Raw genomic sequence first — 23,662 nt, forward strand, 5'->3', positions numbered from 1 at the left:
CCGTAACGGCCACAGTCGTCCCGCGACGCGACCCCTAGTCGATCTGGGGGTCGTAACCGGCCGAGGTGAGTACGTCGACGACGTGCTGGCGGTGGTCGGGGCCGCGGGTCTCGACGCTGACGTTGAGTTCGACCTCGCTGATCTGCAGTCCGACGCCGTGCCGGGTGTGCAAAACCTCGACGACATTGGCGTGCGCTTCGGCGAGCAGCTCGGAGATGCGGGCGAGCTGTCCGGGGCGGTCCGGCAACATGATGCGTAGGGTGAGATACCGACCGGATGCCGCAAGGCCGTGGCTGATGACGCGTTGCATCAGCAGGGGGTCGATGTTGCCCCCGCTGAGGATGGCGACGGTGGAACCATCCGGGGTGACCTTGCCGGCCAGGATCGCTGCGACCGCGACGGCGCCGGCCGGTTCGACGACGAGCTTCGCGCGTTCGAGGAGCACGAGAAGCGCACGGGCGGTGTCGTCCTCTGTGACGGTGACGATCTCGTCGACCACGTCCCTGATGATCTCGAAGTTGAGCAGCCCCGGCTTCGCTACGGCGATGCCGTCGGCGATCGTCGGCAGAATCGGCACCTCGATCGCCTTCCCCGCCTCGATGGAGGGCGGGTAGGCGGCAGCGTTGGCGGCCTGCACGCCGATGATCCGGATCGTGCGGCCGTCGAGGAACGCCTTCTGCTTCAGCGCGCTCGCGACGCCGGAGATGAGTCCGCCGCCGCCGATCGGGACGACTACGGTGTGCAGGTCAGGAACCTGGTCGAGGATCTCGAGGCCCAGTGTTCCCTGGCCGGCGATCACGTCTGCGTGGTCGAACGGCGGGATCAGGATCGCACCGGTCTCCGCGGCGTACGCGGCGGCGGCGAGCAACGGCTCGGCGACCGTGCTGCCCCGGAGGATGACGTGCGCGCCATAGTCCCTGGTGGCCTGGAGCTTGGGCAGGGCGACGCCGACGGGCATGAAGATCGTGGCCTTGATGCCGAGCTCGCGGGCGGCGAACGCCACGCCCTGGGCGTGGTTCCCGGCCGAGGCCGCCACGACACCGTGCTCCTTCTCCTCGTCGGTGAGCTTCGAGAGGCGGTTGTACGCTCCACGGATCTTGTAGGAGCCGGTGCGTTGCAGGTTCTCGCACTTGAGGTGTACCTCGGCGCCCAGGACCGCGCTCAGGTAGCGGGAGCCTTCCATCGGGGTCACGGCGGCGACCTGGGAGACCACGGCGCGGGCGGCTTCGAACTCGGCGAGGCTCGGCCCGACGAGGGACAGGTTGGTCATGGGGTGCCTTCGGTAGTGGTCGTGCTGGACGGATTTCTTCTGGTCCTGGTGAAGCCGGGGCGTTGCGGCACGGTCCGCCACAGCGGCGATCCGGTACCGCGCGGAACGCCATGAAGGTCGGCACGCCAGCTACCGCCCTGAATGTAGTTGATCATGACATTGAGCACGGCCGCGACCGGAACCGCGAAGAGCGCCCCCGGGATCCCGGCGAGCAACGAACCCGCAGCGACGACGAGCACCACGCCGAGCGGATGCACCTTGACCGCCGTTCCCATGATGAGCGGCTGGAGAACGTGCCCTTCGATCTGTTGGACCAGGAGCACGACCCCGAGCATGGCGAGCGCGATCGGCCAGGAGTTGAAGAGCAGAGCGATCACGACGGCGACGGCGCCGGTCGCGACGGCGCCCACGATCGGGATGAAGGAACCGAGGAAGACCAGGACACCGATCGGGATCGCGAGCGGGACGCCGAGCAGGAACGCGCCGAGCCCGATGCCGAGGGCGTCGATCGAGGCGACGAGGATCTGCACCTTTGCGAAATTGCCGAGGGTGGTCCAGCCGGCCTGCCCGGCGCCGTCGATCGCCGCCCGTGCCCGCCTCGGGAAGATCCGCACGATCCACGCCCAGATTCCGGGGCCGTCGATCAGGAGGAAGAGCAGGCTGAAGAGCGTGAGCAGTAGCCCGGTGAGACCGTGGCCGAGCGAGGTGCCGAGCGAGAGTGCGCCGCTCAGGAAGACCTGGCTGTCAGCCTGGATCGCCGCAAGCGCCTGCTGCAGGTAGTCGTTGATCTGCGGTTCCGTGAGGTGCAGCGGTGACGCAAGCAGCAGCGCCTTGAGGTCGCCGTACGAGCCGGCGAGCCGGTCGCTGAGGCCGGAGAGGCCGCCGGCGAGCTGGGTCCCCGCGAGCGTGATCAGGGCGGCAGGGACGAGGAGCGTGGTGAGCACCGCGACGGCGATGGCCAGGCCCTTGGGCCAGCGGTGCCGGACGAGAAAGGAGACGAAGGGCGCCACGATCGAGGAGACCAGCACGGCGATGAGCAGCGGGATGACGATGAGCCGGAGCTGCACGACGACGAACAGGAAGACGGCGATGACGGCGAAGACGGCGAGGAGCCGCCACGACCACGCGCCGGCGAGCCGGATTCCCGCCGGGACGTTCTCATCGACGCCGTTCGGCGGAGCCGAGACGGCGGCGATCGCTGCCGCTCCGGCCCGTTCGCCGGCCGCGGTGCGAGCTCCCGTGCCTGGCCCGCTGCCGGGCTCCCGGCCGATCGGGGCGGCACGTCTGCGCCGCCCGGTGAGGAGTGCACTCCAGCCCGGCCTACCCGCGGATTCCGTCATCGGACCAGTCTAGGCAATCGGAGGCAGTCACTGTCCCCGGTCCTCGCTAGGGTCGAAGAATGGTCCAGTCCCTCTCCCCCGCACTCGCCAGGCGCGTGGCCCTTGCCGCCCAGGGATTCGGGCGTCCCGCCCCGGCCGCCCCGGGCATCCGCCAGTTGGACGCCCTGGTGACGCGCCTCGGCTTGTTGCAGATCGACTCGGTCAACGTCTTCGAGCGCAGCCATTACCTGCCGGCGTTCAGCCGGCTCGGCGGCTACGACAAGGCTCAGCTCGACCGGCTGACCTTCGCTGTCGGCAAGCAGGCCCGCTTTACCGAATATTGGGCGCACGAGGCCTCGTTCGTGCCCCTCGAGAGCTGGCCGCTGTTCGCCTGGCGGATGGACGGTTTCCGCGAGCGGTCGGCGCGGACGCCGGGCGCCTGGTCGCAGGGCAACCGGCCGATGCTCGACTGGCTGCTCGCGGAACTGGCCTCCACGGGCCCGTTGCCGGCGAGTGCGATCGAGCACGACGCGAACAAGCGCAGCGGCCCGTGGTGGGGCTGGTCGGACGTCAAGAGCGGTCTCGAGACGCTGTTCCGCTGGGGCGACGTCGTCACCGCGGGCCGCAGCCGGTTCGAGCGGGTCTACGCGCTGCCTGGGCAGGTTCTTTCCCAGGAGCTGCTGGCCCGCCGGGTGCACCGGGACGATGCCCATCGCGAACTCGTCCGCCGGTCAGCGCGGGCGCACGGCATCGGCACGGCGAAGGACTTCGCCGACTACTTCCGCCTGAAGACTCCGGCGACTCTCGTTGCGATCCGTGAACTCGAGGACGCCGGCGAGCTGATCCCCGTCGTCGTTCCCGGCTGGGGCCCGGGTGGCACGCCCGGTGCCGCCTGGCTGCACCGGGACGCCCGGCTGCCGCGGGCCATGGACGCCGCGGCTGTGCTCTCGCCATTCGACCCCGTGGTCTGGGACCGGGCCAGGGCTCTCCGCCTGTTCGGTTTCCACTACCGCATCGAGATCTACACCCCCGAGCCGAAACGGGTCTTCGGGTACTACTCGCTGCCGATCCTGCTCGGCGACACGCTCGTCGGGCGCGTCGACCTCAAGAACGACCGGCAGGCCGGCGTGCTGCGCGTTCAGGCGGCCTGGGCCGAAGCGGATGCCCCGGCCGACACCGCAGAACGCCTCGCGCCCGTGCTGCGCGCGACCGCCCTCTGGCAAGGGCTCACCGAGATCACGGTCGCGCCGCGGGGCACCCTCGCGCCGGCACTCGCCGCCCTCCTCGCCTGAGGGGCGGGTGGGCGCACTCCCGCGCGCCAACAGCGCCGGTGCGCGCCCGGCACGCCTGGCGCGGAGCGGCGCTGTTGGCGCGCGACGCGCGGTCGGTCGGTCGGTCGGTTGGTCGGTCGGTCGGTCGGTCGGTCGGTCGGTCGGTCGGTCGGTCGGTCGTCAGAACTTATTGCCCATGGCGTGCAGGCGGTCGATCCGGTCCTCGATCGGAGGGTGCGTACTGAACAGCTTCGCCATCATGCCGGGCTTGAGCGGGTTTGCGATCCACAGGTGCGCCATCGACGTGTTCTGCTTCTGCATCGGGCGCCCGTAGGTCTCGAGCTTGGCAAGGGCGCTCGCGAGGGCATCCGGATGCCGCGTCGTCAGCGCGCTCGTGGCATCGGCGAGGTATTCGCGCTGCCGGGAGACGGCAAGCTGCACCATGCTGGCGACGAGCGGTGCCACGATCATCGCGACCAGGCCGAAGACCATCACGACGGGGTTGCCGTTGTTGTTGTTATTGCGACCGAAGAACGCCATCCGCAGGAACATGTCCGAGATGAAGCCGACCGCGACGACGAGGCCGAACACGACCATCGACACCCGGATGTCATAGTTGCGCACGTGCCCGAGTTCGTGGGCCATCACGCCCTCGAGCTCGGAGTCATCCATGATGGCGAGCAGGCCCGTCGTCGCGGCGACGATCGCGTGCTGCGGGTCGCGCCCGGTCGCGAACGCGTTGGGCGCGGGGTCGTTGATGATGTAGATCTCCGGCATCGGCGTGCCGGTCGTGATCGACAGGTTCTCGACGGTGTTCCAGAGCCGCGGATGCTCCGCCTTGCTGTTCACCCGGATGCCACCGCTCATCGCGATCGCCTGGCGCCCGGCCGCGAAGTACTGCACGAGGGCGTAACCCGCGGCGACGACGATCGTGAGGATCAGGATGCCGTAGCCGCCTCGACCGTAGACGGCGTTGGCAATCCAGCCGAGCCCGGCGATGATCGCCAGGAACAGGATGATGATGAAAACGGTGTTGCGCTTGTTCCGCGCGATCGCACTGTACATCTGGGCCCGCCGCTAGAACTGGACGCGAGGCGGCTCCGCGATGGCTGCGGAGTCGGTGACCTCGAAGAAGTCGCGCTGGGTGAATCCGAGGTTCTTCGCGATCAGGTTGTTCGGGAAGACCTGGATCTTCGTGTTGAGCTCCCGCACCCCGCCGTTGTAGAAGCGGCGCGACGCCTGGATCTTGTCCTCGGTGTCGACGAGCTCGGCCTGCAGCTGCAGGTAGTTCTGGCTGGCCTGGAGCTGCGGGTACGCCTCCGCGACCGCGAAGATGCTGCGCAGGGCGGACTGCATGTGGTTCTCGGCGGCCGCGGCATCCGCCGGGGTCGTCGCACTGATCGACTCGGCGCGGGCCTTTGCGACGTTCTCGAAGACCGACTTCTCGTGCGCCGCGTAGCCCTTGACCGTCTCGATGAGGTTCGGGATGAGGTCGGCACGCCGCTTGAGCTGCACGGTGATGTCGCTCCACGCTTCGTCCACCCGCACCTTGAGGGTCACGAGGGAGTTGTACGTCGCCCAGAAGTAGATTCCGACGATGACGACAAGCACAACAACGATGAGTAGCGGGATGAGCCATTCCATGGCAGCGTCTCCTTGTATTTCAGCGGTGCGAGCGAGCGGGCCGCGGCGGCATACGAACAATGCTGCCATCATAACGACGCCGCCTGACACTCTCATCCGCTTCCCACCAGACTCCAAGAAACACCCCCGATCCGTGGTTCTTTCCGGCCGAACCGGCGAATAATCAAAGACATGAGCCATCTTTCTGCGCCCGCGGTCCACGTGACGGACCTGTTCGCCCGCCGGGGCAGGCATCCAGTGCTGCACGGGTTGAGCCTCACGGTGCCCCGCGGCCTCGTCGTGGGCCTGATCGGGCCGAGCGGATGCGGCAAGACGACCCTGATGCGCTCGATCGTCGGCGTCCAGCTCGTGCAGTCCGGGGAGGTCACCGTGCTCGGCCGCCCGGCCGGCTCCGTCTCGCTCCGGAACCGGGTCGGCTATGTCACGCAGGATGCGAGTGTCTACGACGACCTGACCGTGCGGCAGAACCTGAGGTACTTCCGGGCGGTGCTCGGTGCCCCCGCGAGCGACGTCGACCGGGTGATCGACGCGACCGACCTGGGGAAATATGCCGGCCAGCTGGCTGGTTCGCTTTCCGGCGGCCAACGCAGCCGGGTGTCGCTCGCCGGCGCCCTGCTCGGGTCCCCTGAACTGCTCGTGCTCGACGAACCCACCGTCGGCCTCGACCCGGTCCTCCGGGTGGAGCTCTGGGAGCTGTTCCACCGGCTCGCGGCCGGAGGGACGAGCCTGCTCGTATCGAGTCATGCCATGGACGAGGCGAGCCGCTGCGACCGGCTGCTCCTGATGCGCGACGGTGAGATCCTCGCAGACGACACCCCGGCCGGGCTGCTCGCCTCGACCGCGACCGACGACGTCGAGGCGGCGTTCCTGAGCCTGATCCGGCGGCTTCCGTCGCCAGAAGACCCGCATCTCGAAGACCCGTCGCACGACGGCCGGCCGGCCGGGACCGGGCCGACCGGGTTCGACGGTGCGCTGTGAACCTGCGCCGCACGTTCGCAACGGCCGGTCGGGTGCTCGCCCAGATCCGGCACGACCCCCGCACGATCGTGCTGCTCCTCGTCGTCCCGAGCCTGCTGGTCGGGCTGGTGGCCTGGATCTTCTCCGACACGCCCGTGTTCGACAGGATCGGGCCGGCGATGATCGCCCTGTTCCCGTTCATTGTGATGTTCCTCGTGACGAGCATCACGACCCTGAGGGAACGCCGCACCGGCACGCTGGAACGGCTGCTCTCGATGCCGCTCGGCAAGGGCGACTTCATCCTCGGCTACACCCTCGCTTTCGGGCTGCTCGCGGTGCTGCAGTCCGCGGTAGCGGTCGGGTACGCGGTCTGGGTCTGCGGCCTCACGATCGCCGGTTCGGTCTGGCTCCTGCTCGCGGTCGCCGTCGCCGACGCGGTTCTCGGCACGACCTTCGGGCTGCTCGCGAGCGCGTTCGCCCGCACCGAGTTCCAGGTCGTGCAGTTCATGCCCGCGCTCGTGTTCCCGCAGATCCTGCTCGGCGGAATCTTCCTCCCCCGCGACCAGCTTCCGGACGCCCTGCGCATCATCAGCGACTGGCTTCCGCTTTCCCACGCGATCGACGCCCTCCAGGCCGTCGCCTCGAACTCGCAGGACGCCGCATACATCGGCGGCGAACTGCTCATCATCGGGGCGTGGATCGTGGGAGCGGTTGTCGTCGGCTCGATCACGCTCCGCCGTCGCACCCCCTGACCCATCCCCCGTACGGATGCCGGGGGCCGGTCAGCGGGCGGCGAGCACCTTCTGGAGCCAGTGGTACGAGGACTTCGGGGTGCGCTTCCGCTCGGGGTCCGCGAAGTCGACCCGCACCAGGCCGTAACGCTGGGTGTAGCCCGCGGTCCACTCGAAGCCGTCGAGCAGCGACCAGACGAAGGCCCCGCGCAGGCTGACCGCCGCCGCCGGCTTGCCCGGTGCGACGGCGTCGAGTGCGGCGACGAGGTGTTCGGCGAGGTAGTCGATCCTGGCGGGGTCGTCGACGGCGCCGCGGCTGTCGACCTGGTCAGGGAAACTCGCTCCGAGGCTCGTGAGGTACACCGGAGGGAGTGCGTCGCCGTACCGGGTCGCGAGCTCGGCGAGCGCGACGCCGAGGTAGTCGGGCGCGATCGCGCGTGCAGCCCCGGTGACCGTGAACTCCCGGAACGGGAGCACGTGGAACGGGAAGGAGACCACGGGCGCGTTCTCGTCGACCGTGCCGGCGTTCGCGGCGGTCCGCGGCCCGACGCCCGAGCCGGCGGCACCCGGTCCGCCAGGGCCGCCCGCCCGGCTTGCCGGCCCGCGGGAGCCGGGACCGCGGGAGCCGGGGCCGCGCGGACCCGAGCCAGCGCCGGCCTCACCGCGCGCCCCGCCCGCTCCGTTCCCGGAGGGGTCGCCGCCGGCGATCGCGCCGCTCACGACCGGAACAGGCCCTGCCGCGACCCGTGACGGCTGCACGTAGTTGAGACCGTAGAAGTCCAGCGGCTGGTGGATGGTGCGCAGGTCCTCCGGCTCCGTCTCGAGCAGCAGCCGCAGCTCGGTCTCGTAGGGCTCCGGCGGCACCGGGTAGCTCCCGAGGAGAACGGCGTCGGCGAAAACGCGGTTGTGCAGCAGGTCGAAGAGCGCGGCGGCGACTTCGTCTGCCTCCCTGTCGCTCGCCGGCTGCACGGGCGAGTACGCGTTCGCGATTCCGACGCCGCCGCGCACGTCGGCGGCGCGCAGACCCTGAACCGCGAGGCCGTGGCCGAGAAGCTGGTGGTGTGCGGCCGGCAGTGCGGCGAACAGGCGGGCCTCGCCGGGGGCATCCGTGCCGAGTGCGTAGCCGGCGAGCGTCACGGTCGCGGGCTCGTCGAGGGTGACCCAGGCGTCGACCCGATCGCCGAACACGGCCCCGAGCTCGTAGGCGTAGTCCGCGAAGCGCGAGGCGGTGTCCCGGTTCAGCCAGCCGCCGCGCAGGGCGAGCGGCAGGTCACGCTGGTGCAGCGTCGCCATCGGGCGAATGCCGGCCGCGAGCAGCCCGTCGACGAGCCGGTCGTAGAACGCGAGCCCGGTGCGCGCGAGCGCCCCGCGTCCGTCCGGCTGCACCCGGGACCACGCGAACGAGAACCGGTAGGCGTCGACTCCGAGCTCGCCCAGGAGGGTGAGGTCCTCGGGCAGCTTGTTGTAGTGGTCCGCAGAAACGGATGCGTTCGACGCGTCCACGATGCGGCCGGCGGTCGCCGTGAACGGGTCCCAGGTCGACTCGGCGCGCCCGCCGTCGCGGGCGGCGCCCTCGATCTGGAACGCAGAACTCGCGACCCCGATCGTGAAGCCGTCGGGGAGCCGGTCGCCGAGTTCGTTGGCGCGGTGCGGCCAGGCCCGGCCTGCGACCGTGTTGGTGTTGATCGGCTTACTGCTCATCTCGGAGGGCTCTCTGTACTGTGTCGGTCGGGCGCTGTGCGGTCGGGCGGTTCGTGGAGCGGCCGCGGGCCGCGGTCACCAGCCTGTCACGCGCGGCGCGAGAATCCGCACCCCGAGGTCGACCGGCCGGCCGGTTACCGCCCGAGGACCCGTTCGAGGTACCGGTTCGTGAACCGGCGCTCGGGGTCGAGCCTGTCGCGTACGGCGACGAAGTCGTCGAAGTGCGGATAGGTCTCGCGAAGGGATTCGGCATCCCTCGTGTGCATCTTTCCCCAGTGCGGGCGCCCGTCGTGGGAGCGCATGATGGCCTCGACGGCGGTGAAGTACTCGGCCGGTTTCTCCCGGAAGAAGCGATGCACGGCGATGTACCCGGCCTCACGGCCGTAGGCCGTGGAGAGCCACACGTCGTCCGCGGCGGCGGACCGCACCTCGATCGGGAACGAGATCCGCCAACCGGAGCGCTGGATGAGTTCGCGGATCTCGCGCACGGCCGACGGAATCGCGGCGATCGGGAGCGCGTATTCCATCTCGTGAAAACGCACGGCGCGCCGGCTCACGAAAATGCGCGTCGAGGCATCCGTGTATTCCCGCCGGGCCATGAAGCGCTCCGCCACCCGGTTGATTGTCGGAACGGACTCCGGGAGCACGGCCCCGATCGTGCAGAGAGCCCCGAAGACGCCGTTGGCAAGAAGTTCGTCGTCGATCCAGCGGGAGACCGGCGCGAGCGGCGCGCGCCCGGCGGCCGGGTCCAGCCGGGTGTTCGTCTTGGTGAGGGCCTTCTCGGTGTGCGGGAACCAGTAGAACTCGAAGTGGTCGGCGGCGCGGCTGCGCTCGTCGAAGGTGTCGAGTACCTCGCCGAGCGGTTCGGCCTGTTCGACGGCGTGCAGGAGGAAGGCCGGGACGCACTGGATCGTCACGTCGACGAGGATGCCGAGCGCGCCGAGACCGAGGCGGGCGGCGGGGAAGATCTCCGCGTTCTCGGTCTCGCTCACGTGCAGGAGTTCGCCGTCGCCTGTGACGAGGGTGAGGCCGACGATCTGGGTGACGAGTCCGCCGAAGGCCGATCCGGTTCCGTGGGTTCCCGTCGAGGTCGCCCCGGAGATCGTCTGCCGGTCGACGTCTCCCATGTTGGCGAGGGCCAGCCCGTAGGGCGCGAGCAGGCCGCGGATCCGGTGCAGTCGGGTGCCTGCGGCGAGGGTGACACGGCCGGTGGCCGTGTCGACGCCGACGATGCCGGAGAGGTCTGCCAGGTCGAGGAGCACGCCGGGGGCGACGGCGATGCCGGAGAAGCTGTGTCCAGAGCCCACGGCCTTGATCGGCATCCCGGATCTCGCCGCGGCAACGACCGCACGCTGCACGGCCACGACACTCGTGGGCCGCTCGACCCTGGCCGGCCGGACGGACTCGCTGCGCGCCCAGTTCTGCCAGAGAGCACCGGTGTTCGTCACAGGAACGCCTTCCCCTCGCCGCGGTAGGTGGGCAGCATGTCGACGACCCGGCCGTCGTCCACCACTGCGAATTCTGTCACGTGTTCGCTGAGCTCCCCCGACTTGGTGTGCCGCAGCCAGACCCGGTCGCCGACGTCCAGGGCCGCGGCTCCGGGGCCCGCGAGCGGGGTCTGCACCTCACCGGAGGCTTCCCGCGGCACGACGGCGAGCCCGGGCGGCCAGGCGAGGGCCGGCATCCGGTCGGCACCCGGCGGTCCGGATGCGACCCAGCCGCCGCCGAGGAGCGTCGCGGTCACCGAGCTCGGCTTCCGCACCACGGAGAGGGCGAAGGCCGCGGCGGGAGCGGGCGTGAATGCCGAATAGTTGTCGAAGAGGTGCCCGCCGAAGAAGCCGCTGCCCGCGGCGATATCGGTGACCGAGGCATCCGCGTGGGTGCTCTCGAGGGAACCGGTGCCGCCACCGTTCACGAACTCGAGCGGCGCGACCTCGCGCACGGCCGCGACGGCGGCGGCGCGGCGCACGCCGAGCTCGGCGATCGAGTGGCGGCGCACCCATCGGTTCACGATCCCGGTGCTGAGCGCACGGGGGCCGCGACCGGCCGGCCGGTCACCGAGGCCGGCGACCTGCGATTCGTATGCCATCAGGCCGACGAGCGCGAAGCCGGGGCGCGCGACGATGGCCGCCGCGAAGTCCCTGGCCTCCTGAATGGTGTGCACCGGCGAGCGCAGCACGCCGAGGTGCCCGAGCACCGGATTCTTCCAGCCGGCGTCGAGCTCGATGCACAGTCGGATGGTCTCGCGCCGGTGCGGGGGGATCACCGTGTCGATGAGGTCGAGCTGGGCGAGCGAGTCCACCATCAGGGTGACCCGGGAGGCAAGCAGCGCCGAGCGGCCGAGGACCCCGATCGCCCCCCGGTCCACGCTCGGATAGCCGACCACGACGTCGTCCAGGGATTCCGCGAGCCAGAGCGCCTCGGCGAGGGTGTACGCGAGCACGCCCTGGTAGCCGGGCACGGCGAGGATGGCCTCGAGCACGCCGCGGACGCGGATCGACTTCGAGGCGACGCGGATCGGGGTTCCACCGGCGCGTCGCAACATGTCGTGGGTGTTGTGGCGGAGCGCTCCGAGGTGCAGAGCCGCGACGGGCGTGTCGAGATGGCTGGTGGCCTCGGTCAGGGCCGGCCAGTAGCTCTCCGGTCGGAGCCAGGGCGCTCCGGTGGCGGGAACGCGCAAGTCAGGAAGCGTCATGGCGAGATCGGGCCTGTCTCACGGAGGGGCGGCGAATCCGCCTCGTGTCCGTCAGTATGCCCTACGCCCGCGTCCCGCGCCGGATAACAATCCCGCGCGGGATCGTCCCTGTTGCGCGTTGCACGTTGACAATCGGGGAGATGACCCCTGAAATGGAGGCAAGGGGGGACCTATGCATCGCTCACGTTTCGCTTGCGCCGGCCCGCCGCAGGCCCGTCATGGTCGACGGCCGCGGCGGATGCCCATCGCGCTTCGTCATGCCCGGTCACCGATCCGGCTCGTCGCGCCGGTGTTCCTCGTCACTGCGGCGCTTCTGCTCCTGAGCCTCGGCGGTTTCCTGCCGGGCAACCTCGCCCTCGGCGGTTTCCTGGTGGGCACGGATGCCGCCCGCGCCGCGACCTCCCCCGCCCCGCCCCCGAGCGGGCCGGCCGCAACCCCGCTTTCGCCATCCCCCACGATCGACAGTCCACCGGCCCGTACCTTCGTCGGCCGCTCGACCACGACGGTCTCCGGCACCCGCGCAGCAAATCAGGAGATCCAGCTCCTCAACCCGGGTGAGGGCGACCCGCTCTGCATCATCGCAGCCACCCCGTCGACGGACTGGTCCTGCACCGCAAACCTCCCGAGCGGGCAGAACGTCCGCCTGAAGATCGTCGTTACGGGCGATTCGAGCCTCGTCGCCGAAGAGACCATCGACGTGCTCGGTGAACCCGTCGTGACGGGCGGGCCGCTCGGCAATCCGGCGTCGAACGGAACCGTCCGGGGATCCGCGTACCCGGGGGCGTCCGTCGTCGCCTCGGTGTCGACCGGCGAGACCTGCCCGGCGACGGCAGACACGGGCGGGGCGTGGGCATGCACCTTCCCGAACCTGCCGAGCAGCGGCATCCACACCGTGACGGCCGCGCAGCAGACCGGGTTCAGCGCGCCCTCCTGGTCGAACGACAGTGCAGCGCTCAGCATCCGTTTCGACTCCGACCGGCCCGCCGCTCCCGTCCTCTCGTCACCGACCGCCGGCGCGCGGGTGCCCCTGGCGGGGTCGAGCTACACCGGGACGGGTGAGGACGGCGCCACCGTCACCGTGTTCGCCGGCCCGTACTCGCTGTGCACCGTCGCCGTCGCCGCGGGGGCCTGGGCCTGCACCGCGACGGGCACGGTCGCCGCGGGCAACTACCTCGTGATCGCCGCCCAACAGGATGCCGCCGGAAACCAGAGTCAGGGAAGCCCCGGCCTCGGCGTCGACTTCGGTCCCGCACCGGACACGTCTCCCTCAGCCGCCCCTCCATCGTCGTCGTCGTCGCCCTCTTCCGAGGCCGGGAGCAGCTCCCCGACAGCCACTGCTCCGGCGTCGGCGCCCGGCACCCGGTCCGAGAGCGCCACCGCCACCCCGGCACCCACGGCGACCCCGACGGCAGTCGCACCTGCACCACGGGGCGGCGGTTCGTCATCCGGACATGATCCCACCCTCCCCGGCGGCTGGAACGACCCCACCCAGTTCACGAGCGCGGTGCTACCCCCGGGCGCGAACTCTGACTTCTCCTGGCTCGAGGCCGTTCTCTTCGCCATCGGCGCCCTCGTGCTCCTCGTCATTCCCGCCCGTTTGCTGAGCGGCACGATCGTGCGGGCACGGGACGGCCGCCCGCTCTGGAACACCGCCGCCCTCTCCGGCCGCAACCAGGCGAAGGAGGAATTCGACAAGGCCCCCACCGTGATCGTGAACCGCTGGCTCCTCGCGGCCGCCTCGGTCGCCGCTGCCGCGACGCTCACCATGCTCTCCGGAACCGTGTCGAGCCAGCCGGCCTATCTGCGGCTGCTGCTCGCGGTCATGCTCGCCCTGATCGTCGTCAACACGGTCGGAGCCCTCGTGCCGCAGTGGTGGAGCTCCCGGGTGTGTGGCGTGCCGGCATCCGTCACATTCCTGCCGCGGTACCTGCTGCTCGTCGCGGTGACCGCGCTCGGCTCGCGCGTGTTCGAGATCCACCCGGCCCTGCTCTTCGGGCTGCTCGGCAGCGTTGCCGTCTCGAACGGCCACAGCGCGATCCATCGCGGCCAGCTTGCGGCGCTGCGTGCCGGAAGCCTGCTCGCGCTCGCTCTCCTCGGCTGGCTCGCACTGGGGATGCTGCCGACCGGCGCGGATTTCGGGGACCTGCTCGCCGCCGAGGTCGCCAACAGCGTCGTGCTGACCGCGATCGGATCGGCGCTGCTCGTGCTCATCCCGATCGGCAGCACGAGCGGGCGCAGCATCGTCGCCTGGTCGCCGCTCGTCTGGATCGGGTTGACCCTCGCCGCCTTCACGATCATGTTCGCCGTGCTGAACCCCGTCGTCGGGCTGTGGCACGGCGAGGGCAGCGTGACCCTGATGTGGGTCGCCTCTGGTCTCTTCGCGGCCCTCAGCGTCAGCGCCTGGGCCTGGCAGCGCTTCGTGGTCCCTGAGCCCACCCGGTAGGCGACGACGTGTCCTCCGGCTTGGTATCGTCAGACTGTACGCCTCGGAGTCATTGACGTCGGTTCGAATACCGTCCACCTGCTCGTCGTCGACGCCCATGCCGGCGCCCAACCGGTCCCGATGGCTTCCGACAAGGCCGTCCTCCGGTTGATGCGGTATCTCACCCCGGAAGGGGCGATCACCGGGGAGGGCTGCGCGGCCGTGCTGTCCGCGGTGCAGCACGCGGCCGACGTCGCGAGCCGGCACCAGGTCGACGACCTGCTCCCCTTCGCGACCTCCGCCCTCCGCGACGCCACGAACGGCCCGGAACTGCTCGCGACGATCGAGCGGGAGACCGGCATCGCCCTGCAGGTCCTCTCCGGCGAGGACGAGGCTCGCCTCACCTTCCTCGCGGTGCGACGGTGGTACGGCTGGTCGGCTCGGGACATCCTGCTGTTCGACATCGGCGGCGGCTCTCTCGAGATCGCCGCCGGCGCGAACGAGACACCGGCGGTGGCCCTCTCGGTCCCGCTCGGCGCCGGGCGCACGACCGTAGGATTCCTGCACCACGATCCCCCGCTCGCCGAGGAGGTTGCGGCCCTGCGCGCACACGCGGCCGACGTGCTCGCCGAGGCCGTCGCATCCTTCGCCGGACAGCCGGCCCCGCACCACGTCGTCGGCTCGTCCAAGACGATCAGGTCCCTGGCGAAGCTCGCAGGGTATACCTCGGACGGTTTCGGTTCGGGTGAGCGGATGCTGCTCAGCCGCGCCCAGCTTGCGGACTGGGTGCCCCGGCTGGCCCGCATTCCTGCGGACGCCCGCCCCGCCCTGCCCGGCATCACCGCCAACCGCACGTTCCAGATCGTGGCGGGCGGGATCGTGCTCGAGGCAGCGATGGCCGCCCTGAAGGTCGACGAACTCGAGGTCTCGCCCTGGGCCCTCCGCGAGGGCATCATCCTCCGTTACCTCGACCGCCTCGGCTGACCCGCCGCCCGAGTGTGATTGACTCGCCCCATGACCGAAACAGGGCGCGACCGCGTGATGACGGATGCCCGCGCCCGCGGACTCGACATCGACACAAGCTCTCGCTCCCGCACGAGGACGTCGCCCTGGCTGCGACCGGTTACTCCCGCGGCACGATCACCCCGCTCGGCAGCACGACCCCCTGGCCCGTCGTCGCCGACGAACGCCTCCGCGGCAACCGGGTCGCGATGGGCGCGGGCGAGCATGGTTACTCCGCATTCGTCGACGCCGATGCCCTGATCGACGCTTACGGCGCGACGGTCGCCGACATCACCGACCCGCTCAAGCCGCGGGCGTAACCACCCGCGCGTAACCGCCCGCGCAGGCAACGCCCGGCTGCCGGCTACAACTCCGTGCGTTCGATGAGGTCGATCACGGAGATGTTCAGGTAGCGACAGATCCGCTCGAGTTCCTCGACGTAGAACGATTTCTCCCCGGTGAGCCGTCGGCGCAGGATGGCCATCGAGATTCCGGTCGCCGCGGACAGCTCCTTCAGGGTCCGGCCCTGGTACTCCATCTCGCCGCGGATCTCCTCGGCGATCCTGGCGCTTCGGCGCGGCGCATGCTCGAGCATCGGTTCCTCCCGCATCGCACGGTGGCTGGGTGACACAGCGGCTGTCGCGGACATTCAACCGCCATCTGTCGCGCTCCGAAAGAGCCTCCGACCGCGAGCTCACCTGGGACGATACCCCACCGGGTACGCTGGAGTGATCGTTCAAGGGAAGGCACCTGTGTCCAAGGAACCGTCAGCCGCCGAGACCTCGCTGGCCGGGCAACCCGCCCACGGACCGCTGCAGCGCAAGGTCGTCGGCGTGCTCGTCGCGGGCCAGATTCTCGGTGGAATAGGCATGGGGGCGACCCTCTCCCTCGGTGCCCTTCTGGCGGCTCAGCTCTCCGGGTCGAGCTCCTGGTCGGGCATGGCCGCCACGATGAGCACTCTCGGCGCGGCCCTCGTCGCCGTGCCCCTCGCCCGGCTCGCCCAAGCCAGGGGGCGGCGACTTTCCCTTGCGACCGGTTCGCTCGTTGCCGGCGCCGGCGCCGTGCTTGCGATCACCGCGGTCTCCGTCAACGTCTTCGCTCTCCTGCTCCTGGCATTGATGATGCTCGGCGCCGGATCGGCCGCCAACCTGCAGGCCCGATTCGCCGCCACCGACCTGGCGAGCCAGGCCTTCCGGGCCCGCGATCTGTCGATTGTGGTCTGGTCCACGACGATCGGCGCCGTTCTCGGACCGAACCTGTTCGGCCCCGGCGAAGTCGTCGGCGCCTTCCTCGGCCTGCCCCCGATGACGGGTGCCTTCGCGTTCTCCCTGCTCGCCACGGTGGGCGCGGCGATCGTGTACACGGTCGGGCTCCGGCCCGACCCACTGTTGACGGCGCTCAGGTCCCGGGGGACGGATTCCGCCGCGCCTCGCCCACGCGGCGGCCTGGACATCCTGCGCTCCACCCCTTCCGGGCGCTATGCCGTCGCGGTGATCGCCCTGAGCCACGCCACGATGGTCGCCCTGATGTCTATGGCTCCCGTGCACCTGCGCGAGCATGGCGCCACCCTCACCGTCGTGGGGCTCACGATCAGCCTCCACGTCGCCGGCATGTACGCCTTCTCCCCCGTGTTCGGCTGGCTGGCCGACCGGGTAGGACGGATGCCCGTCATCCTCGCCGGCCAGGCCCTGCTGTTGTCGTCGCTCACCCTCTTCTGGCTCACCGGAGACTCGAGCACCGCCATGACCGCCGGCCTGATCCTGCTCGGCCTCGGCTGGTCGGCATCCGTCGTCGCGGGCTCAGCCCTCATCGGCGAGGCGGTCGGGCTGAATGACCGCGCGGCCCTGCAGGGCTTCTCCGACCTGTCGATGAACGCGGCCGGCGCCCTTGGCGGCGCCCTGGCCGGCCTGGTGCTCGGCACCGTCGGCTATTCCGGCCTCGGCCTGGCCACCATGATCCTGGTGGGCGTCGTCGTGGCCTGGTCGATCAACCGGGCCGCCGGCGCCCGACGCACCCTCGCTGCCTGATCATGCCGTGTTTACCGGCTGCTCAGCTCCGATCGCAGTGAGGGATAGCCGACCGCCCAGCTGCCGAGCAGATGCGCCGACTGACGGTCATCAAGAGTCAGGAAGACGCTCGCTCCGAACATGATGTCGCCGACCGCCTCAGGGTCATCTTCGGCGAGCGAACCGGCCAGGTCCCGGCAGGCCGACTGTTCGCGCGCGAAGCCGGCTTCGACGTGCACATCGAAGTACCGGGCCACACTGTCGTCGAAACCGAGCCGCTGGAATCCATCGGAGTACAAGCGGCTGGGAATCGCCGACGTCATCTCGAACGCGGCCAGGTGCCCGACGAGCGCGCCGCGCAGGCGCCGGTTGAGCCCGAACAGGGAGATCGCGTTGAGGGAAGCGAGCGTGACAGCAGGCACCGCGTCGACGGATGCGACGTAGTCTCCCTCAAGCCCCGCCGCCCTCAGGGCATCCGCGAAAAGGACCGAATGCATCCGCTCGACCGGGCCGCCGCCGTATTCACCGGCGAGGATTTCGATGAGTGCGCACTTGGACCGGCCGGCCAGGCGCGGGATCCCCCAGGCGTACGGATCCGCCTCTTTGAGCGCGTAGACCGAGCGGTGGACGAGGAACTCGACGGCCTGCTGCCGGGAGGCCGCGCGCGCCACGTAGAGTGCCAGGCCTGGGTTGTGCTCGTGCTCGGTCAGGGTGAAGAGTGCACGGGCGACGTCGTCGCGGGTCGCCGCGGGAATCGGCGGCTGCGGCGCCGAGGCCCGCAATGCGGCCTCGAAACCGCGCTCGAGGACGACACGTGCGGCCAGGAGGGCGGGATGCCATTCCCACTGGTCGTCGCCCGGCACGACACCGTCGTAGTGCAGGCGGTACAGCAGGAACAGAGTCAGCTGCAGGTCCTCGTCGACCAGGATGTCCGGGACTCGGCCCAGGGCGCCTGCGGCCAGCGCCTCGAACCCGGCCAGGCCGGCCCCTCCAGTTTCGGTGATCCCGAAGAGTGCGCCGAGGAGCCGTTCACTGAGAGGACCGCGAGCAGACACGGTCGCGCGAGCAACGGTGGAGTGGAGCATGGAGCCTCGTTCCAGTACTGCGATTGAGTCGCGCCGGCATGCCGACGTGACGATTCAAACGCCCTCCACCGAGGAGAGGGATGGCAGGCGTGGACTGTTCGCCGGTTCTGGATTGGAAACAGTCACTAGTAAGACGTGACTCGACGTCGAATCGTCACGATCGACGTGAATGTCGGATCCTCGCCGACTCGGCGACCCCTGCGATACAGTCAGGGAATGTTGAGTCGTGTTCCGTTCCGCCGCGATACCCGAGCATGAAGCCAGAAACGGGTGCGCCGTCGCGCGGCCTGGATCCCCGGCGCAGAGGAGTCCTGCAGCGCCGGATCCGCTGGATCGTCGCTATCACGATCAGCTACAACGTGGTCGAGGCCATCATCGCCCTCGCCGCCGGAACCGTCGCCACCTCGGCCGCGCTGATCGGGTTCGGCCTCGATTCCATCGTGGAGGTCCTGTCCGCCGCCGCGATCGCGTGGCAGTTCTCCGCACCCGATCCGGAGAAGCGCGAACGGGTCGCCCTGCGGGTCATCGCTTTCTCGTTCTTCGGGCTCGCCGCCTATGTGAGTGTCGACGCCGCCCTGTCCCTCTTCGGAGTCCGGGAGGCCGTGCACAGCCCGGTCGGCATCGGGCTGGCCATGGCCAGCCTGCTCGTGATGCCGTTCCTGAGCTGGTGGGAACGTCGCACCGGGACGGAACTCGGCTCGGTTTCGGCCGTGGCCGATTCCAAGCAGACCCTGATCTGCGCCTACCTCTCGGCCGCTCTTCTGCTCGGGCTGTTACTGAATACCCTGCTCGGCTGGGCGTGGGCGGACTCGCTCGCGGCGCTGTTCATCGTCGGCTTCGCGGTCCGGGAAGGAATCGAGGCGTGGAAGGGCGACACCTGCGCCGTTCCCGTGGCCGCACTGACCGGCGAACGCACGGTCGATCCCTGCGACTGAGCTCTCTCCGACAGCCGAAGGGACCGGCTCCCCGAGGGGTCCCGGTCCGGGTACTGCGTTCAGTCGAGGTCTTCGACGCCGAGGGCGGGTGCCTGCTCGCGGCGCTTGCTCATCGACGGCGCTGCGAGCGCTGAGATGATCGCGAGAACGGCCACGGCGGCACAGACCCAGAAGCCGATCGTGAAGGCGTCGTCCAGGGGCAGGCCCTGCGAGGTGCCGTGCGACGTGATCAACGCGGCGATCACGGCTGTGCCGATGCTGCTGCCGATGGTGCGCGCAATCGTGTCGACGCTGCTCGCCTCTCCGGTCTGGTGGATCGGCACGCTCTCGATGATCGCGTTGGACATCGCTACGAAGGCCAGGCCGATGCCGGCACCGGTGAGCTGGCCCGACACGACGACCTGCCAGAGTTCGGCGTGGTTGAGTGCGGGAATCACGAATTCGGCGGTCACGAAGAGGGCGCCGAAGACCATCGGCGGCTTCGGGCCGATCTTGCGCACGAGGATGCCGGCGACGGGACCGAAGACCACCATCATGAGCACGGTGGGGAGCAGGAACAGGCCGGCAGAGGACACCGACTCGCCGAAGCCGTAGCCCGTCACGGTCGGCAGCTGGAGCAGCGTCGGCACGAGGACGAAGGTGCCGAACATGGCGAAACCGAAGACGAGTCCCACCACGTTCGCCGTCCACACGCCGCGGATCTTGAACAGGCGCATATCGATCAGGGGTTCCTTCACCCGCAGCTCGACGACGACGAACACGACGAGGGCGAGGGCGCCGAGGATCGCGGAGAGAAGTCCGAGGGTGACCCCGACCTTGTCGTGTGGAAGTTCATCACGCACAATGCCGATCGAGAGCGGCATGACAGTGCCGGCCGCACCCTGCAGCACGCGGGCCACGATCAGCACGCCCAGGTTCGGGGCGAGGGCGGCGAGTACTCTGCCTGCGAGGAGGAGCATCAGGACCAGGATCATGATGCGGCGCTTGCCGACCATGTCGCCGAGACGTCCCAGAATGGGCGTCAGGACGGATGCCGACAGCAGATAGGACGCCATGACCCGCGGCACGCCGGCCATCGAGGCCACTCCCCCGAAGTCCGAGACCCCGGCTGCGACAGCCCCGGCGCCGATCCGGCACCGAGACGCCGGCAACACGCGGCAGTACCTGCTCCAGGCGGCCCGCCCGCGCTTCGCGTATTACGGGTACGCGGCGACGACCAGAAAGCCCTAGTGCTCGCCGCTATCGCTACGTATGTCAATGACATCGACGACGTCGATGCCGCAGCCATCCTCGCGAAATACGCGAGCGAACTGGACCAGACCTACATCTCGTTCTCGGGAGGCACGGACCTGACCGAGCAGAACGACTACGTGCGCATCGACGGTCCCTCGGTGTGGATCGAGTTCTCCATGCAACACGGGATCGTGCTCAGCGGCAACCACCCCCACTCCGTCTGGCGGGACAAGGTCGCCGACTGCGGCGGAACGCAGGAATGACGCCGGTTCCGCCCTCCCCCGCCGTCGCGCCGCGCTCCGGCCTGCGGCGGGGGACCCGACGGATGCGAGGCCTCGCCGGTCGCGCGCTGCTCTCCCTGGTCGGGGCGCTGGCCATAGCCGTACTGTCCGCGCAGCCCGCCTCCGCACACATTCTGCCGACGAGCACGGTGATCCTGGACGTGCACGCCAGTGTGATCGACGCGCACCTGCGGAACCCCCTCGACGACGTCGAAGCCGCCAGCGGTCTCGACCTGGGCACCGGAACGGCCGCCGAGGTCGCCGCTCAGGCGGAGGAACTCCGGACGTACATCCTCGCCCATTTCCACCCCACCTCCCCGTCCGGAGAGGCGTGGTCAGTGACAGTGGATGGGTTCGCCACCGGTTCGACCGAGGAACTCGGAACCGGCGTCTTCGGCTATATCACCGTGACCGCGCACATGGTTCCCCCACCCGGGGCCGACGAGCGCGCCTTCAACCTGGGGTACGACGTGGTCGCGCACCAGGTCGTCACCCACGTGGTCCTCGTGTCGCTCGGCTCAGACTGGTCTGCCGGGACCGGGTCACGTCCCCGCGAGATCGGCACCATCAAGCTCGACACCGTGAGCGGCGACGTGACACCGCTCACCGTCGCCCTCGGCGAAGAAAGCGCCTGGTCGGGTTTCGCGAGCATGGTCGTGCTCGGCATCAGCCACATCCGCGCAACCCTCGCCGACCTCGACCTGTCCGGCGGCCAACTCGCCCTGAGCCTGCTGGGTTTCAATATCGGCATCGAACTCATGCAGCTTGTCGTCGTCGCACTCGTGCTTCCGCCGCTGATCGTGCTCGCCCGCACCAGTGGCTACCGGCCGCTAAGACTCACCGCGGCCACGCTGGCCGGAATCGCGGCCACGGGCTGGCTACTGGCCCGCCTCAGCATACCCAATGCCGTTTCTGACGCCGCTGACGGTCTCACGGGGGCGTCGTTCCTGGTCGTCTGTGCGCTGTGGTTCACCGCGCTGGTCCTCGCAGTCGTGGAGTTCTGGAGGATGCGGAAGCCCGCGGAGTCAGCGTGACAGCCGACACGCCCCGCTCAGATCAGGCCATGGCGGCGGAAGGCGTTCCAGACCCCGTCATCGAGCACGGCGGTGGTGATTTCGTCGGCGTGGGACTTGACCTCGTCGGTGGCATTGCCCATCGCGATGCCGACACCGCACACCTGCAGCATTTCGATGTCGTTGCTGCTGTCGCCGATGCCGATGGCGGATACCGCGTCGAGGCCGAGAACGTCGAGCAGCTTCAGGATCGTGCTGCCCTTGTTCACCCCGCCGAGGGTCACCTCGCCGCTGCCGCGACCCATGTGGGGAATGGTGCCGGTGATGACGTGGAAATCGGCGCCGAGCGCGTTCGAGACGCGATCGAACGCCCGGAGGTCACCGGCCAGGAAGACCGACTTCGCGATGCCGGTGAATGACAGCGGCCGCACGTCCCCGAAAGCCTTCAGGACCGGGTGTTCCTCGGCACCGGTGACGGAGGCGAGGTCGGGCCGGGGATCACCCTTTCGTTCCCTGTCGTCCTCGAGGTAGGTCGCGAACCGCGAGCGCACCCCGGGGCTCGGGTAGAGCTTGTCGTAGGACTGCAGGTAGAAGTCGTAGCCCGCGGTCTCGTAGAACCCGACCATTCGCGCCACCGCCGCTTCGGGCATCGTCCGGGAGATCACGACGTCGTCGCCGACTTCGGCGAACCCGCCGCCGGCGCTGATCGCCCCGTCGAAGCCGATGTCCCGGATCGCCGGGTAGATCTCCACCGACGCTCTCCCTGTGCTGAGGTAGACCAGGTGACCGTTCTTCCGGGCGATGCGCACCGCCTCGATCGACGATGGTGCGATCACCTCGCCGGAGTCGATGAGGGTGCCGTCGACGTCGAGGAAGGCGATGCGGGGGGAAATCATAATCTGCTCCAGACGAGGCTGCCTCCGGGACAGTGCATCCAGGAGGCAGCCGACGGGACGAACCCGTTTGGTTCTACGTTATCGGCTGAGGCTCGCACCATTGGATCGGATGACCTCGGCGTACCAGTCGAACGACTTCTTCTTGAAGCGGTCGAGGGTGCCCGTTCCGTCACCGTTGCGGTCGACGTAGATGAACCCGTACCGTTTGCTCATCTGTGCCGTGCTGGCGCTGACGAGGTCGATGCAGCCCCAGGAGGTGTAGCCCATCACGTCGACGCCGTCGGCGACGGCCTCGCCGACCTGCACGAGGTGATCGTTGAAGTACTCGATGCGGTATTCGTCGATGACGGTCTTCCGGCCGTCGACCGTGACGAGCTCATCCTTCGCTCCGAGACCGTTCTCGACGATGAACAGCGGCTTCTGCCAACGGTCTCAGAACTGGTTCAGCACGATGCGCAGGCCGACCGGGTCGATCTGCCAGCCCCACTCGGATGCCTTCAGCGTCGGGTTGGCGACCCCGGGGAAGATGTTCCCTTCGCCCATGACCCGTTTCGAGTTGTCGACGGTCTCCGCCACGCTCACGTAGTAGCTGAAGGAGACGAAGTCGACGGTGTTCTCCTTGAGCAGCGCCCGGTCGTCGTCGGTGATCACCAGTTCGACGCCCTGGTCGCGCAGGCTCCGCAGGTAGTACCCCGGGTATTCTCCGCGCACGTGGATGTCCGCTCGTAGAATCCGATCAGGTCACGGTTGACCCAACCGTCGTAGGTCTCCGTCAGGTGCAGCGGGGTTTCGTAGTGCGAGATGGTCACCAAAGGTTCGATGCCGTACTTCTCGCACTCGTCGATGACGCGGTCGTAGAACGCGAGGCCCTCCTCATTGGGCTCCGTCTCGTCGCCGAGGGGGAAGATCCTGCTCCAGGCGATCGAGAAGCGGAAGGTCCGGAAGCCCATTTCGGCGAACAGGGCGATGTCCTCGGCATAACGATGGTAGAAATCGATGGCCACCTGCTTGAGGTTGTCGTCCGTGGGGCCCGCGGTGCGCGGCGTCGTGATTCCCTGCGGCATGACGTCCTGGATGGACAGGCCTTTGCCGCCCTCGTTGCATGCACCCTCGATCTGGTTTGCGGCGGTCGCGCCGCCCCAGAGAAAGTCCTGCGGGAATGTGACGGGTGTTGAATCGGTCATTCGTGTACTCCTCTTAC

General features: G+C 69.3%; 21 protein-coding genes and 2 pseudogenes. 11 read left to right on the forward strand and 12 right to left on the reverse strand.

The window, feature by feature from the left end:
• Positions 1–34: 34 nt before the first annotated feature.
• Both ilvA and RCH22_RS11100 read right to left on the reverse strand, forming a co-directional pair.
• Positions 35–1,270, reverse strand: a complete 1,236-nt coding sequence (gene ilvA / locus RCH22_RS11095; protein WP_327014018.1) for a threonine ammonia-lyase — start codon at positions 1,268–1,270, stop codon at positions 35–37.
• Positions 1,267–2,610: an AI-2E family transporter gene (locus RCH22_RS11100; RefSeq protein WP_327014019.1), complete on the reverse strand. Its 1,344-nt coding sequence runs from the start codon at positions 2,608–2,610 to the stop codon at positions 1,267–1,269. Before RCH22_RS11100 ends, ilvA begins: the two co-directional genes overlap by 4 nt.
• A 59-nt stretch (positions 2,611–2,669) precedes the next feature.
• On the opposite strand from RCH22_RS11100, the gene RCH22_RS11105 reads away from it, so the two are divergent.
• A complete protein-coding gene (locus RCH22_RS11105) occupies positions 2,670–3,881 on the forward strand; it encodes a crosslink repair DNA glycosylase YcaQ family protein (RefSeq protein ID WP_327014020.1) in 1,212 nt (403 codons plus the stop codon).
• A 159-nt stretch (positions 3,882–4,040) separates the two neighbouring features.
• Here RCH22_RS11105 and RCH22_RS11110 read toward each other — a convergent pair whose 3' ends face one another.
• Both RCH22_RS11110 and RCH22_RS11115 read right to left on the reverse strand, forming a co-directional pair.
• Positions 4,041–4,925: a M48 family metalloprotease gene (locus tag RCH22_RS11110; protein WP_327014021.1), complete on the reverse strand. Its 885-nt coding sequence runs from the start codon at positions 4,923–4,925 to the stop codon at positions 4,041–4,043.
• A 12-nt stretch (positions 4,926–4,937) separates the two neighbouring features.
• Positions 4,938–5,504 (reverse strand): LemA family protein, encoded by a 567-nt coding sequence (locus RCH22_RS11115; RefSeq protein WP_327014022.1) that lies wholly within the window; start codon positions 5,502–5,504, stop codon positions 4,938–4,940.
• 171 nt (positions 5,505–5,675) lie between these two features.
• On the opposite strand from RCH22_RS11115, the gene RCH22_RS11120 reads away from it, so the two are divergent.
• Together RCH22_RS11120 and RCH22_RS11125 are read left to right on the forward strand one after the other, a co-directional pair.
• Positions 5,676–6,482 (forward strand): ABC transporter ATP-binding protein, encoded by an 807-nt coding sequence (locus RCH22_RS11120; protein WP_327014023.1) that lies wholly within the window; start codon positions 5,676–5,678, stop codon positions 6,480–6,482.
• Complete coding sequence (locus RCH22_RS11125) at positions 6,479–7,213, forward strand: ABC transporter permease (protein WP_327014024.1); 735 nt, start codon at positions 6,479–6,481, stop codon at positions 7,211–7,213. Before RCH22_RS11120 ends, RCH22_RS11125 begins: the two co-directional genes overlap by 4 nt.
• A 30-nt stretch (positions 7,214–7,243) precedes the next feature.
• Here RCH22_RS11125 and RCH22_RS11130 read toward each other — a convergent pair whose 3' ends face one another.
• The 3 genes from RCH22_RS11130 to RCH22_RS11140 form a co-directional block, all read right to left on the reverse strand.
• Positions 7,244–8,893, reverse strand: coding sequence for a family 1 glycosylhydrolase (locus RCH22_RS11130; protein WP_327014025.1), 1,650 nt, complete (start codon positions 8,891–8,893; stop codon positions 7,244–7,246).
• A gap of 134 nt (positions 8,894–9,027) precedes the next feature.
• Positions 9,028–10,341, reverse strand: a complete 1,314-nt coding sequence (locus tag RCH22_RS11135; RefSeq protein ID WP_327014026.1) for a D-arabinono-1,4-lactone oxidase — start codon at positions 10,339–10,341, stop codon at positions 9,028–9,030.
• On the reverse strand, positions 10,338–11,588 hold the full coding sequence (locus tag RCH22_RS11140) for an alanine racemase (protein WP_327014027.1): 1,251 nt from the start codon (positions 11,586–11,588) through the stop codon (positions 10,338–10,340). The genes RCH22_RS11135 and RCH22_RS11140 overlap by 4 nt, the downstream gene beginning before the upstream one ends.
• A 238-nt stretch (positions 11,589–11,826) precedes the next feature.
• Here RCH22_RS11140 and RCH22_RS11145 point away from each other — a divergent pair, with 238 nt between their 5' ends.
• The 3 genes and pseudogenes from RCH22_RS11145 to RCH22_RS11155 all read left to right on the forward strand — a co-directional run.
• Positions 11,827–14,031: an Ig-like domain-containing protein gene (locus RCH22_RS11145; RefSeq protein WP_327014028.1), complete on the forward strand. Its 2,205-nt coding sequence runs from the start codon at positions 11,827–11,829 to the stop codon at positions 14,029–14,031.
• A gap of 51 nt (positions 14,032–14,082) precedes the next feature.
• Positions 14,083–14,994, forward strand: coding sequence for a Ppx/GppA phosphatase family protein (locus tag RCH22_RS11150; RefSeq protein WP_327015511.1), 912 nt, complete (start codon positions 14,083–14,085; stop codon positions 14,992–14,994).
• A 92-nt stretch (positions 14,995–15,086) separates the two neighbouring features.
• Positions 15,087–15,332, forward strand: a pseudogene (locus RCH22_RS11155) (aminoacyl-tRNA deacylase); the annotation flags it as partial.
• Positions 15,333–15,376: 44 nt separating this feature from the next.
• Here the strand turns inward: RCH22_RS11155 and RCH22_RS11160 are convergent.
• Positions 15,377–15,661: a helix-turn-helix transcriptional regulator gene (locus tag RCH22_RS11160; RefSeq protein ID WP_327014029.1), complete on the reverse strand. Its 285-nt coding sequence runs from the start codon at positions 15,659–15,661 to the stop codon at positions 15,377–15,379.
• 103 nt (positions 15,662–15,764) lie between these two features.
• Here RCH22_RS11160 and RCH22_RS11165 point away from each other — a divergent pair, with 103 nt between their 5' ends.
• Entirely contained in the window at positions 15,765–17,039 is a 1,275-nt protein-coding gene (locus RCH22_RS11165) for an MFS transporter (protein WP_327014030.1), read from the forward strand.
• Between the two features lie 11 nt (positions 17,040–17,050).
• Here RCH22_RS11165 and RCH22_RS11170 read toward each other — a convergent pair whose 3' ends face one another.
• Positions 17,051–18,103, reverse strand: a complete 1,053-nt coding sequence (locus RCH22_RS11170) for an iron-containing redox enzyme family protein (protein WP_327014031.1) — start codon at positions 18,101–18,103, stop codon at positions 17,051–17,053.
• Between the two features lie 254 nt (positions 18,104–18,357).
• Here RCH22_RS11170 and RCH22_RS11175 point away from each other — a divergent pair, with 254 nt between their 5' ends.
• Positions 18,358–19,038 (forward strand): cation transporter, encoded by a 681-nt coding sequence (locus RCH22_RS11175; RefSeq protein WP_327014032.1) that lies wholly within the window; start codon positions 18,358–18,360, stop codon positions 19,036–19,038.
• Positions 19,039–19,097: 59 nt separating this feature from the next.
• Here RCH22_RS11175 and RCH22_RS11180 read toward each other — a convergent pair whose 3' ends face one another.
• Positions 19,098–20,093, reverse strand: a complete 996-nt coding sequence (locus RCH22_RS11180) for an MFS transporter (RefSeq protein WP_327014033.1) — start codon at positions 20,091–20,093, stop codon at positions 19,098–19,100.
• Here RCH22_RS11180 and RCH22_RS11185 point away from each other — a divergent pair.
• Genes RCH22_RS11185 through RCH22_RS11195 form a run of 3 tightly spaced genes read left to right on the forward strand, consistent with a single transcriptional unit; the run spans position 20,092 to position 21,586 of the window.
• Positions 20,092–20,268, forward strand: coding sequence for a hypothetical protein (locus RCH22_RS11185; RefSeq protein ID WP_327014034.1), 177 nt, complete (start codon positions 20,092–20,094; stop codon positions 20,266–20,268). The two genes, RCH22_RS11180 and RCH22_RS11185, sit on opposite strands and share 2 nt — an antisense overlap.
• Positions 20,268–20,534, forward strand: a complete 267-nt coding sequence (locus RCH22_RS11190) for a DUF3500 domain-containing protein (RefSeq protein WP_327014035.1) — start codon at positions 20,268–20,270, stop codon at positions 20,532–20,534. Before RCH22_RS11185 ends, RCH22_RS11190 begins: the two co-directional genes overlap by 1 nt.
• Entirely contained in the window at positions 20,531–21,586 is a 1,056-nt protein-coding gene (locus RCH22_RS11195; protein ID WP_327014036.1) for a HupE/UreJ family protein, read from the forward strand. The genes RCH22_RS11190 and RCH22_RS11195 overlap by 4 nt, the downstream gene beginning before the upstream one ends.
• Before the next feature lie 17 nt (positions 21,587–21,603).
• On the opposite strand, the gene RCH22_RS11200 is transcribed toward RCH22_RS11195, so the two are convergent.
• Positions 21,604–22,461: a Cof-type HAD-IIB family hydrolase gene (locus RCH22_RS11200; RefSeq protein ID WP_327014037.1), complete on the reverse strand. Its 858-nt coding sequence runs from the start codon at positions 22,459–22,461 to the stop codon at positions 21,604–21,606.
• A 78-nt stretch (positions 22,462–22,539) separates the two neighbouring features.
• Positions 22,540–23,645 (reverse strand): annotated as a pseudogene (locus RCH22_RS11205) (glycoside hydrolase family 1 protein).
• Positions 23,646–23,662: the final 17 nt, after the last annotated feature.

It is taken from the genome of Cryobacterium sp. GrIS_2_6 (genome assembly GCF_035984545.1).
In the GTDB taxonomy this organism is placed as follows: domain Bacteria; phylum Actinomycetota; class Actinomycetes; order Actinomycetales; family Microbacteriaceae; genus Cryobacterium.

Bases quoted from the DNA above. Each gene is read 5' to 3' on its own strand.
- RCH22_RS11170 (WP_327014031.1), bottom strand. From the start codon at position 18,103: ATGCTCCACTCCACCGTTGCTCGCGCGACCGTGTCTGCTCGCGGTCCT.
- RCH22_RS11100 (WP_327014019.1), bottom strand. From the start codon at position 2,610: ATGACGGAATCCGCGGGTAGGCCGGGCTGGAGTGCACTCCTCACCGGG.
- RCH22_RS11200 (WP_327014037.1), bottom strand. From the start codon at position 22,461: ATGATTTCCCCCCGCATCGCCTTCCTCGACGTCGACGGCACCCTCATC.
- RCH22_RS11130 (WP_327014025.1), bottom strand. From the start codon at position 8,893: ATGAGCAGTAAGCCGATCAACACCAACACGGTCGCAGGCCGGGCCTGG.
- RCH22_RS11140 (WP_327014027.1), bottom strand. From the start codon at position 11,588: ATGACGCTTCCTGACTTGCGCGTTCCCGCCACCGGAGCGCCCTGGCTC.
- RCH22_RS11145 (WP_327014028.1), top strand. From the start codon at position 11,827: ATGCCCATCGCGCTTCGTCATGCCCGGTCACCGATCCGGCTCGTCGCG.
- RCH22_RS11115 (WP_327014022.1), bottom strand. From the start codon at position 5,504: ATGGAATGGCTCATCCCGCTACTCATCGTTGTTGTGCTTGTCGTCATC.
- RCH22_RS11160 (WP_327014029.1), bottom strand. From the start codon at position 15,661: ATGTCCGCGACAGCCGCTGTGTCACCCAGCCACCGTGCGATGCGGGAG.
- RCH22_RS11185 (WP_327014034.1), top strand. From the start codon at position 20,092: ATGACCCGCGGCACGCCGGCCATCGAGGCCACTCCCCCGAAGTCCGAG.
- RCH22_RS11195 (WP_327014036.1), top strand. From the start codon at position 20,531: ATGACGCCGGTTCCGCCCTCCCCCGCCGTCGCGCCGCGCTCCGGCCTG.
- ilvA (WP_327014018.1), bottom strand. From the start codon at position 1,270: ATGACCAACCTGTCCCTCGTCGGGCCGAGCCTCGCCGAGTTCGAAGCC.
- RCH22_RS11175 (WP_327014032.1), top strand. From the start codon at position 18,358: ATGAAGCCAGAAACGGGTGCGCCGTCGCGCGGCCTGGATCCCCGGCGC.
- RCH22_RS11180 (WP_327014033.1), bottom strand. From the start codon at position 20,093: ATGGCGTCCTATCTGCTGTCGGCATCCGTCCTGACGCCCATTCTGGGA.
- RCH22_RS11120 (WP_327014023.1), top strand. From the start codon at position 5,676: ATGAGCCATCTTTCTGCGCCCGCGGTCCACGTGACGGACCTGTTCGCC.
- RCH22_RS11110 (WP_327014021.1), bottom strand. From the start codon at position 4,925: ATGTACAGTGCGATCGCGCGGAACAAGCGCAACACCGTTTTCATCATC.
- RCH22_RS11105 (WP_327014020.1), top strand. From the start codon at position 2,670: ATGGTCCAGTCCCTCTCCCCCGCACTCGCCAGGCGCGTGGCCCTTGCC.